At 72.3% G+C, this 10416-nt stretch carries 8 protein-coding genes; 2 read left to right on the top strand and 6 right to left on the bottom strand.

From position 1 onward, the window contains the following. Both ACSNOC_RS25225 and ACSNOC_RS25220 read left to right on the top strand, forming a co-directional pair. The coding region (locus tag ACSNOC_RS25225; protein WP_436749873.1) for an FAD-dependent monooxygenase at nucleotides 1–1811 on the top strand (1811 nt) is incomplete at its 5' end. Between the two features lie 614 nt (nucleotides 1812–2425). After that, nucleotides 2426–2650, top strand: a complete 225-nt coding sequence (locus tag ACSNOC_RS25220; protein WP_436749872.1) for a hypothetical protein — start codon at nucleotides 2426–2428, stop codon at nucleotides 2648–2650. 272 nt (nucleotides 2651–2922) lie between these two features. On the opposite strand, the gene ACSNOC_RS25215 is transcribed toward ACSNOC_RS25220, so the two are convergent. The 6 genes from ACSNOC_RS25215 to ACSNOC_RS25190 all read right to left on the bottom strand — a co-directional run. Beyond that, a complete protein-coding gene (locus ACSNOC_RS25215; RefSeq protein ID WP_436749871.1) occupies nucleotides 2923–4197 on the bottom strand; it encodes an ABC transporter substrate-binding protein in 1275 nt (424 codons plus the stop codon). Beyond that, nucleotides 4194–5327, bottom strand: coding sequence for a branched-chain amino acid ABC transporter permease (locus tag ACSNOC_RS25210; protein ID WP_436749870.1), 1134 nt, complete (start codon nucleotides 5325–5327; stop codon nucleotides 4194–4196). Before ACSNOC_RS25210 ends, ACSNOC_RS25215 begins: the two co-directional genes overlap by 4 nt. Further along, the gene (locus ACSNOC_RS25205) at nucleotides 5320–6219 is read right to left on the bottom strand and encodes a branched-chain amino acid ABC transporter permease (RefSeq protein WP_436749869.1); all 900 of its coding nucleotides are present in this window, start codon (nucleotides 6217–6219) and stop codon (nucleotides 5320–5322) included. Before ACSNOC_RS25205 ends, ACSNOC_RS25210 begins: the two co-directional genes overlap by 8 nt. Next, entirely contained in the window at nucleotides 6216–7004 is a 789-nt protein-coding gene (locus tag ACSNOC_RS25200) for an ABC transporter ATP-binding protein (RefSeq protein WP_436749868.1), read from the bottom strand. The genes ACSNOC_RS25205 and ACSNOC_RS25200 overlap by 4 nt, the downstream gene beginning before the upstream one ends. Then, nucleotides 7001–8068 (bottom strand): NAD(P)H-binding protein, encoded by a 1068-nt coding sequence (locus ACSNOC_RS25195; protein WP_436749874.1) that lies wholly within the window; start codon nucleotides 8066–8068, stop codon nucleotides 7001–7003. The genes ACSNOC_RS25200 and ACSNOC_RS25195 overlap by 4 nt, the downstream gene beginning before the upstream one ends. A 138-nt stretch (nucleotides 8069–8206) precedes the next feature. After that, on the bottom strand, nucleotides 8207–10416 hold a 2210-nt coding region (locus tag ACSNOC_RS25190), incomplete at its 5' end, for a vitamin B12-dependent ribonucleotide reductase (RefSeq protein ID WP_436749867.1).

Raw genomic sequence — 10416 nt, 5'->3', positions numbered from 1 at the left:
CGTCGATCTCCCCCCCTCCCGTCCGCCACCCCTCGCACACCACGGAGGCGTCCATGCCCGAGCTGCACGTGCCGGTCCTGGTCGTAGGTGCCGGTCCGGCCGGACTGACCAGCGCCCTGGCCCTGTCCCGCTACGGAATCGACACCCTGCTCGTAGAGAAGCACGCCGGAACCGCGCACACCCCCCGGGCGCACATCGTCAACCAGCGCACGGTCGAGATCATGCGGCACCTCGGCATCGAGGACCGTCTCCTCGCCGCGGCCACCCCCCAGGAGATGATGCGCAACAACCTCTGGGTGACCAGCCTCGCCGGGCGCGAGGTCGCGCGCCTGGAAGCGTGGGGCACCGGCGCGGACCGCGCCGCCGAGTACCGTGCGGCGAGCCCGTCACCGATGGTCAACTGCCCGCAGACGATCTTCGAACCCATACTGCTGGAGGCCGTCTCCGAGACCGGCTGCGATGTGCGGTTCCAGCACGAGTTCCTGAGCTTCCAGGAGGACGACGACTCTCTCGTGAGCACCGTCCGCGACCGCCGTACCGGCGAGATCCTGACCATCCGCTCCCAGTACCTCATCGGCGCGGACGGCGCCCGCGGCCGGGTCCTCGGCCAGGCCGGGCTGAAGGTGGAGGGGCCGAGCCGGCTCGCACACGCCGCCAACGTGTGGTTCCGGGCCGACCTCGCCCGCTACCTGGCCCATCGGCCGGGCGTGCTCACCTGGAACGTGGCACCGGGCCCGCTTCCGGCCGGCCGACTGGGCACCCTGATCTGCCACCGGCCGTTCACCGAATTCGTCCTGGTCCTCAATTACGAACCGGGGAAGGACGATCCCACCGCGGCGGACGAAGCCGAACTGGTGCGCCGGATTCACGCGTGCATCGGGGACGACACGATACCGATCGAGATCCTCGGCCGCTCCGCGTGGACCGTCAACGCCCAGGTGGCTCCCGCCTACTCGGCGGGCCGGGTCTTCTGCATGGGCGACGCGGTGCACCGCCACCCGCCGACCAACGGGCTCGGCCTGAACATGTCGGTCGCCGACGCGTACAACCTGGCCTGGAAGCTGGCGCTGGTGCTGCGCGGCCAGGTGGGGCCGGCCCTGCTGGACAGCTACTCCTCGGAGCGGCAGCCGGTGGGCGCGGCCGGAGTGCGGCGGGCGATCACCAGCCGCGCCGAACTCGCCGAAGTCGGTACGGCACTCGGCTACGCGCCCGGCCAGTCCGAGGAGGAGGGGCAGCGCGCACTGGACCAGTTGTACGCGCCGGGGCCGGAGGGCGAGCGGCGGCGCGCGGCGCTGCGCCGGGCCGTCGCCCTGACCGACTACCAGTTCAACGCGCACGGGACGGAGCTGGGCTACCGCTACCCGGACGGCGCCGTCGCCGCCGACGGCACCCCCGAGCCGACGCCCTCCCGTGACCCGGAGCTGTACTACCAGCCCACCACCCGCCCCGGAGCCCGGCTGCCGCACGCCCGCCTGGGGCAGGGCACGGCCGAGTTCTCCACCCTGGACCTGCCCGGGGGACTCCGTTTCGCACTGATCACCGGGGTCGGCGGCGAGGAGTGGCACGCCGCGGCCAAGGCCGCCGCCGACGCCACCGGCGTCGAGATCGACGTGCACCTCATCGGGGGCCGTGACGGGATTCTCGACCTCTACGGCGAGTGGGCCGCCCGGCGCGAGGTCTCCGAGGACGGCTGCGTCCTGGTGAGACCGGACCGCCGCGTAGCCTGGCGTGCCCACCGGATCCGCCCCGCGGCGGCCGACGAACTGACCGATGCCCTGCGGCAGGTCCTCGGACAGTCGGCCACGCGCTGACGTTGCCGCCGGGCAGTCCCGAACCTGGGCGCGGTTCCGTGCGACGACCACGGGTCGTAGCGGTTGACTGTGGTCCGGGTGGTGCGCACGTCGCCTTCGCCACTCCTCGATCGGCTGGTACGGCCGGCATTCGGCCGCTGTGGGCCAAGTGCTGCCACGGTCGCGGAAGTCGCTGTTGCCGTCGATCACGAGTGTCGCGGTCATGCCAGCCGAGAGCGTGCGCCGGGTCGATACGCGTCCAGCCCCGATGCACCGTGGCCGACGCGGCCTCGTCCGGACCGCGGCGGCCGGTCCGAGCGCGTTCACGGCTCATACCTGCGGTTTCCGCCGAACGGGCCCGGGCTCACCACGCTCTCGTCCATGAGCCGCGGTCAGGGGATGAGCCTGCCGAGTATCGCCCCCCGTCCGGGCTGGCGCCGGCACAGCATCCAGCGATACGCCCGCGCTGCCCGCCGGCAGGACATGGGCACGGGCCACGAAGGCCAACTGCCCGGGAAACACGCCCCGTTCAAGCCCCACCTTGCCCAACGCCGGGCGGAGGCCAGCAGCCTGGTGACAGCCCCCGACCCGCGCCGCGGGATCGGCGAGCGCGGTTCCGGGGCGGCTGCCCGACTGTGGGCCGGCGACTGCGCCGGGCCCTCGCGATCCCGTCGTCGCCCGCCGCCCCCGACCGGGGACAGCGGCGGCACCTGATCAGGTCGTTCACCGGGACGCTCACCACCTTCGACGGCAACCGCCTGCCCGAGTGGATCGCCGACGCCATGCGCGCGGGCCTCCCCGCCACCGGCACCTTCGCCGCCGGCCGGAGAGCGACTTCGACGCGGTCGGCGTCGGACTGACCACCCACGGGACACTCCGGACCGGTGGCAGGCACGGTGATCCGGATCGAGTCGCTCGAGAGGCAGAGGTCCGGCCACGCCGGCTTCCCCCTCCTCCGCGGACGCGTCCTCCTCGCGTGAGTGGGAGCGGCCCCGTCCGGGCCTCCGCCGGTACGCCCTCTCGGCCGGAAACGCCGTCGCCTCCGCTGTCGCGAAAGAAGGATCGGCCCCTCCCGGGGGCCGATCCTTCTTGTCGGGTGATCGTGCCGGGCCGGTGCCGGCCCTGGACCTCCTTACTCCTCGCGGGGGAAGGACGCCGCCAGCTCGGACACCACGGCGTCCTGCTCGACCACCAGGCCGCCGGGGGTCGACTCGTCCGGGCGGAGGATGTAGCTCTCCAGCGTGGACGGGTTGGCCGGGTCGGAGAAGTCGTGGACCGAGCCGAAGCCGTCGTCCTCGGCCGTCATCGTCGCCATGGCGTCGGCCACGCCCTGCCGGGTGAGGTCACCGGACTCGCAGGCCGCCTCGATCGCCGACCCCACGGCGGAGATGGTCCGGTACCCGGTCACCACACCGTTGTCGAGCGTGGCGTCGGGGTACTCGGCCGCGTATGCCTCGGCAAGTTCGGGGATCGAGCCCTCGTCCGCGCCCATCGGCAGGACCGTGGACGCCACGTGGTAGGACGTCTGGAGGGCGGGGGCGGCGTCGGTCTCCAGCAACTGTGGGGCGAACGAGGGGCCGTTGCCGATGATCGGGATGTCCAGGCCCGACGCGGCGGAGACGCCGACCACCGAAGCCGCCTGGCGGGGACCGGCGCTGAGCACGATGGCGTCGACGTCCTCCCGGGCCAGTGCGGTGACCTGTGCGGTCATGTCCTGATCGGCGGGTGTGACCCGCTGTTCGACGATGTCGAGGCCGAGTCGTTCGGCGGCGTAGCGGGAGCCTTCGAGGGCGTTCTCGCCGTAGTCGCCCTCGAAGAAGATGTGGCCGATGGTGTCGCCCTCGGACAGGCCGTGCTGGTCGGTGAGGTAGGCGATCATGTTGATCGTCTCGATGTCGTAGGTGGTGCCCACCATCTGGATGTACGGGCTGCCCAGCAGGGAGGCGGACCAGCCCTGGGGGAGGACCAGCAAGTGGTCCTGCGCGTCGATGCGGTCCTTGACCGCGGCAACGTAGGGCGACCCCACGAACTGCGGGTAGGCGAGCACGCGGGGGGTCAGTTCCGTGTAGGCGGAGACGGCCTGTTCGGCGTCGTAGGCGTGGTCGCGGACTTCCAGCCGGATACGCCGGTCGCAGATGCCGCCGGCTTCGTTCGTCTGCTTGACCCAGAGTTGCTGGGCCTGGGTGACGCTGGTGCCGAGGGTGGCGTAGGGGCCGGTCATGTCGGTGAGAGCGCCGAGGGTGATGGTGTCGTCCGTGACCCCGATGTCGGTGGCGACGCCGTCTTGGCCTGCGCCTGCGTCGCCGGCCTCGGTCTTGTCGCTGCACGCGGCGAGGGACAGCGCCAGGACGCCGGCCGTCAGGACGGCCACCGCCGGGGTGTGTCTGAGTCCGTGTGGGATGTTCACGTCGGGATCTCCATGTTCTGTGAGGTCGTTGTCGCGGGTTTCGTCCGGGCGACGGGGGCCGGGGTGGGGGCGTTGTCCCGCGTCCTCCTGCGGGCCCACCGGGGGAGGGGCAGGCGTGCCAGTCCGCCCGGGAGGAAGAGGACAGCCGCGACCACGGCGGTGCCGTAGAGGTAGCGGGAGGCCTCGCCGGGCGCGATACCGCCGGTGCCGGGGGCGGCGACCAGGGGCAGGGACTCGCTGTATTTGGTGAGGACCTGGGGGATGAGGGTGACGAACGCGGCGCCGATGACGGCGCCGGACACGGTGCCGAGGCCGCCGATGATGATCATGGCGAGGTACTCGAGGGAGAGGGCGATGCCGAAGTAGCCGGGCACGGTGTGCTGGAACGCCAGCGCGAGCAGTACCCCGGCCAGTCCGGCGTACATGGAGGACAGGACGAAGACCGCCGCCCGCAGGCGGGTGAGGGGAACGCCCATGACGCCGGCCGCTGTGTGGTGGTCGCGGATGGCGTTGATCGCGCGGCCGGGCCGGCCGCGCAGGACGCCCCGGGCGAACAGGGCGCCCCCGGCGAGCAGCGCCAGCCCGAGGTACCAGAGCTTCTCCATGCTGCCGAAGGGAACTCCGGCGACGAGGGTGGGGGTCTCGTCGAAGGTGAAGCCGGGGACGGACATGGGGGGGACGGCGCGGCCGTTGAAACCGCCGGTCAGGTCGTGGGCGTTGAGCAGCACGTGCTGGCCGATGAAGATCAGGGCGAGGGTGGCGATGCCCAGGTAGGGGCCCATGACCCGTCCGGCGATGGGGCTGAACAGGCCGCCCGCCACCCCGGCCAGCAGGACCGCGAGGACCGCGGCGAGGACCGGTGGCAGTCCCCAGCCGGTCAGGCCGGTGGTGGTGTCGGGGTCGGCGGCGAGGACGCAGTAGCCGTAGGCGCCGACGGCGAGGAAGAAGGCGTGGCCCAGGGAGAGCTGCCCGGCCGAGCCGGTGAGCAGGTTGAGGCCGATGGCGCCGATGGCGGCGGCCATGGCGAACAAGCCGGCCTGGAGCCAGAACCGTTCGAGGTAGAACGGCAGGCCGAGCAGGACCACGGCGCCGATCGCCCAGCCGAGGCGGGAGGTGAGGGCTTCAGACACGGGACAGCTCCCTCGTTCCGAACAGCCCGGCCGGGCGGGCCAGGAGGACCAGGACCATCACGACGTAGGGGGCGATGCCGCCGAACCCGTTGCCCAGGAAGTCCAGTTCGGCCTCGTAGCCGGTGGTCATCGCCTCCGTGACGCCGACCACGAGGCCGCCGACGAGAGCGCCGGTGGTGGAGTCGAGACCGCCGATGATGGCGGCGGGGAAGGCGGCGAGGGCGACCTCGCCGGTGGTCCGGTCCAGGCCGGAGGTGGGGAAGACGGACAGGAACAGCGCCGCGACGGCGGCCAGCGCGCCGGCCACGGCCCAGGCCGAGGCGGAGACACGACCCAGGTGGATGCCCATCAGGGCGGCGGTCTCCCGGTCCTCGGCGGCTGCCCGCATGGCCACGCCCCAGGAGGTGAAGCGGAACGCGGCGAGGAAGACCGTGATGAGGAGGGCGGCGGTGACGAACGCCGCGACCCGGGTCTGCGGCACCGTCAGCGAGCCGACGGTGACGAGCCGGTCGCCCCAGGGGTCGTCGTAGGTGAGGATGTCGGGGCCGATACGGCGGGCGAGTTCGGTCAGCAGGACGATGTCGATGCCGATGGTGACGATGGCCAGCACGCCGTGGTCGTGGCCCCGGTAGCGGCGGATCACGGCCCATTCCAGCAGCGCGCCCAGCGCCGCGGCGCCCACGACACCCGCGAGCAGGGCCGCCCAGAAGCCCAGGGACTCCTGGGCGCGGACGGCGATGTAGCCGCCGGCGAGGAGGAGGGAGGCGTGGGCGAAGTTCACGACCTCGGTGGACTTGAAGATGATCACGAAGCCGAGCGCGATCAGCGCGTACACCGCGCCGAGCGACAGGCCGTGCACGAGATATTCGAGGAACTCGACGGATGATGTCATCGGGTGGGCTCCGCTTCCTGGTGACCGAGGTAGGCGCGGACGACGTCGGGGTCGTTCTGCACCTGGTCGGGGGTGCCTTCGGCGATCTTGCGGCCGAAGTCGAGGACCGTGACCGTGTCGGCCAGTCGCATGACCACTCCCATGTCGTGTTCCACCAGCAGCACGGAGAGGCCGAGGCTGTCGCGCAGCGAGGCGATCAGGGTGGCGGTGTGCTGCCGTTCGGTCGGGTTCATCCCGGCGATGGGCTCGTCCAGGAGCAGGACCCGCGGCTCCATGCACAGCGCCCGGCCCAGCTCGACGAGCTTCTGAACCCCGTAGGGCAGCAGCCCGGCCGGAGCGTTCAGGTATGGCTCCAGCCCGAGGAAGGCCGCGACCTGGCGCACCCGGGCCTCGTGCCGGGCCGCTTCGCGGGCGGCGGAGGGCAGCCGCAGCCCGCTGGCGAGGAACCCGGAACGGGTCAGCCGGTGCCGGCCCAGCATCAGCGTGTCGGCCACCGTGCTGTGCGCGGACAGCGCCAGGTTCTGGAAGGTGCGGGCCACGCCGCGACAGGCGATGGCGTGCGGGGCCGCGCCGGTCAGCTCCTGCCCGCCCAGGCGCACACTGCCGGAGGCCGCCCGGTAGACGCCGGACAGCACGTTGAAGCACGTCGACTTCCCCGCGCCGTTCGGCCCGATCACCGCGTGCACCGTGCCCGGTTCCACGGTGAAACTCACCTGGTCCAGCGCGGTCAGCCCCGCGAACCGCACCGTCACGTCCCTCACCTCCAAAGGCTCGGGCGTGTTCATTCCGACCACCTGCCGAGCACCGGCCGACCAGCCGCCACGGTGGTGGCGGTCGGGGCGGCGGCGTCCTCGTGGACCACGCCGAGGTAGCGGCGGCGGACCTCATCGCTGGCGGCCAGTTCACCGGCGTCGCCGGCCAGCGCGACCCGGCCGTTCTCCAGCACGCAGGCGGTGGTGGCGATCCGCAGCGCCAGGGCGGCGTTCTGCTCCACCAGCAGAACCGACGTGCCCTGCGCGTGGATCTCCCGTACCGTCCGCGCGATCCGCGCGGTCATCTGCGGCGACAGGCCCAGCGACGGCTCATCCAGCAGCAACAGCCGCGGCCCGGCCATCAACGCCCTCCCCATCGCCAGCATCTGCTGCTCGCCGCCCGACAGCAGTCCCGCCCGCTGATGGGCGCGGTCGGCCAGCACCGGGAACAGCTCAAGCACCCGTTCCCGCGCCGCCCGCACCGCCGCCCGCGTGAGGTCCCGCGCCGGGCGGATCTCCGGCCCCGCCATGTCCGCGACCCGCCCCGCCGGCTCCCCGACGGCCAGCTCCGCCAGCCGCTCGCCGACCTCCCGCTCGGACACCGGCTGCAGCGGCACCCCGCCGCCCAGCGTCAGCACCACGGGCAGCCGGCGCTGCGCCGCCACCGCCCGGGTGATCAGGCCGTGGAACTGGGTCGTCCGCAGCACCGTCCACGGCACCTCGGACTCGGCGACGATCCGCTCGCACGCGGCCTTCGCCCGGTAGTAGGAGAACCCGGGCACCCGGTCGATGCCCACGATCGAGATGTACGCGACGTGGGCCACCCCGGCGTCCCGGGCCGCCCCGGTCAGCCGCCGCGTCATCGCCACGTCGGCCGACCCGATCGCCGTCGCGCAGTGCACCACCGTGTCGGCGCCGGAGAGCGCGGGCCCGAGCCCCTCGCCCGTCTTCAGGTCCCCCCGCACCCACTCCACCGGCAGCCGCTCGCCCTGCGAGCGCCCCCGGCGGCTCAGGACCCGCACCTCGTGCTCGTCCTCCAGCAGCCTGCGCACGACCTCGCGGCCGAGCGTCCCGGTACCGCCGGTCACCAGGACCACGCTGTTCACAGTCGCCTCATGGTCGGTCCTCGCCTTCCGCCGCTCCCATCTTCGCGGAACCGGCCGGAGCACGCAGCCGCGCGCCCGCACGCCGGTGCCCCCACCGCGCACCGCGCGGCGGGGGCACCAGGGGCACGCCTAGCTGCAGCCGCTCGTGGAGCCGCAGCCCTCGCACAGGTAGCAGCTACCGGCGCGGCGCATCTTCGTCCCGCAGGACAGGCACAGCGGCGCGTCCGCGTTCAGGCCGAGCTGGATCTCCGCCAGCTCCGTCGAGCTGTGCGCCTCCTGCGGCGCGGGCCGCTCCGCGTCCGGCTCCGCCGCCGCGGCGGGCGCCTGGGCCGCGGCACCGCCCGACCGGGGGGCCTGCGCCTGGAGCGGCGCCGACTGGGACAGCCCCTCGACGTCCACGTCCTCGTCGGCCGGCTCGTACGAACCGGTCTCCAGGTGGCGCTGCCGCTCGCCCGCCGTGTGGATGCCCAGGGCCGACCTGGTCTCGAACGGCAGGAAGTCCAGCGCCAGCCGGCGGAAGATGTAGTCGACGATGGACTGGGCCATCCGGACGTCCTGGTCGTCGGTCATGCCCGCCGGCTCGAAGCGCATGTTGGTGAACTTCGAGACGTACGTCTCCAGCGGAACGCCGTACTGCAGGCCCACCGAGACGGCGATCGAGAAGGCGTCCATCATGCCCGCCAGGGTCGAGCCCTGCTTGGACATCTTCAGGAAGACCTCGCCCAGCCCGTCGTCCGGGTAGGAGTTCGCCGTCATGTACCCCTCGGCGCCGCCCACCGTGAACGAGGTGGTGATCCCCGGCCTGCCCTTCGGCAGCCGCTTGCGCACCGGGCGGTACTCCACGATCTTCTCCGGCTCGGGCGCCCGCTCGCCGCTCTCCTGGTCCTTCTTCTTCGCGGACAGCGGCTGGCCGACCTTGCTGTTCTCCACGTACACGGCGAGCGCCTTGACGCCGAGCTTCCACCCCTGGAGGTAGATCTCCGCCACGTCGTCCGCGGTGCTGGTGCTCGGCATGTTGACCGTCTTGGAGATGGCGCCGCTGAGGAACGGCTGGGTGGCGGCCATCATCCGCACGTGCCCCATCGGGGCGATCGACCGCTCGCCCATCGCGCAGTCGAAGACCTCGTAGTGCTCGTGCCGCAGCCCGGGGGCGTCCACCACGTTCCCGTGCTCGGCGATGTGCGCGACGATCGCCTCGACCTGCTCCGGCTGGTAGCCCAGGCGCTTGAGGGCCTTGGGCACCGTGTTGTTCACGATCTGCATCGAGCCGCCGCCGACCAGCTTCTTGAACTTCACCAGCGCCAGGTCGGGCTCGATCCCGGTGGTGTCGCAGTCCATCATCAGGCCGATCGTGCCGGTCGGGGCCAGCACGGACGCCTGGGCGTTGCGGAAACCGTTCTTCTTGCCGAGCCGGAGCACGTCCTGCCACGCCTCGGTGGCCGCGGCCCAGACCGGGGTGTCGAGGTCGTCCATCCGCCGGGCGGCGTCGTTGGCCTCGGCGTGCTGCCGCATCACGCGGTTGTGGGCGTCCGCGTTGCGCGCGTACCCGTCGTACGCGCCGACGACCGCGGCCAGCTCGGCGGAACGCCGGTAGGAGGTGCCGGTCATCAGCGAGGTGATCGCGCCGGCCAGGGCACGGCCGCCGTCCGAGTCGTACGCGTGGCCGGTCGCCATCAGCAGCGCGCCGAGGTTGGCGTAGCCGATGCCGAGCTGGCGGAAGGCGCGGGTGGTCTCGCCGATCTTCCGGGTCGGGAAGTCCGCGAAGCAGATGGAGATGTCCATGGCTGTGATGACCAGCTCCACGACCTTGGCGAACCGCGCGGCGTCGAACGCCTGGTGGCCCTCGCCGTCGTCGGAGAGGAACTTCATCAGGTTGAGGGAGGCCAGGTTGCAGCTCGAGTTGTCCAGGTGCATGTACTCGCTGCACGGGTTCGAGGCGGTGATCCGGCCGCTCTCGGGCGAGGTGTGCCAGTGGTTGATCGTGTCGTCGTACTGGATACCCGGGTCGGCGCAGGCGTGGGCGGCCTCGGCCATCTTGCGGAACAGGGCGCGGGCGTCCACCTCCTCGATGATCTCGCCGGTGGTCCGCGCCCGCAGGCCGAAGCGCTCGCCCGCCTCCACGGCCCGCATGAACGCGTCGGTGACACGCACCGAGTTGTTCGCGTTCTGGTACTGCACGGAGGTGATGTCCTCGCCGCCGAGGTCCATGTCGAAGCCCGCGTCCCGCAGCGCGCGGATCTTCTCCTCCTCCTTCACCTTGGTCTCGATGAAGGCCTCCACGTCCGGGTGGTCCACGTCCAGCACGACCATCTTGGCCGCGGGGGGGGGGGGGGGGGCGC

It is taken from the genome of Streptomyces sp. URMC 129 (assembly GCF_051386415.1).
Lineage (GTDB): Bacteria > Actinomycetota > Actinomycetes > Streptomycetales > Streptomycetaceae > Streptomyces.
Note: the sequence above shows the minus strand (reverse complement) of the source record. Positions and strands in the feature narration are given on the sequence as shown.

What these genes read in the sequence shown, in the direction of transcription:
- ACSNOC_RS25205 (WP_436749869.1), bottom strand. Translation starts at nt 6,219, where the DNA reads ATGACATCATCCGTCGAGTTCCTCGAATATCTCGTGCACGGCCTGTCG.
- ACSNOC_RS25200 (WP_436749868.1), bottom strand. Translation starts at nt 7,004, where the DNA reads ATGAACACGCCCGAGCCTTTGGAGGTGAGGGACGTGACGGTGCGGTTC.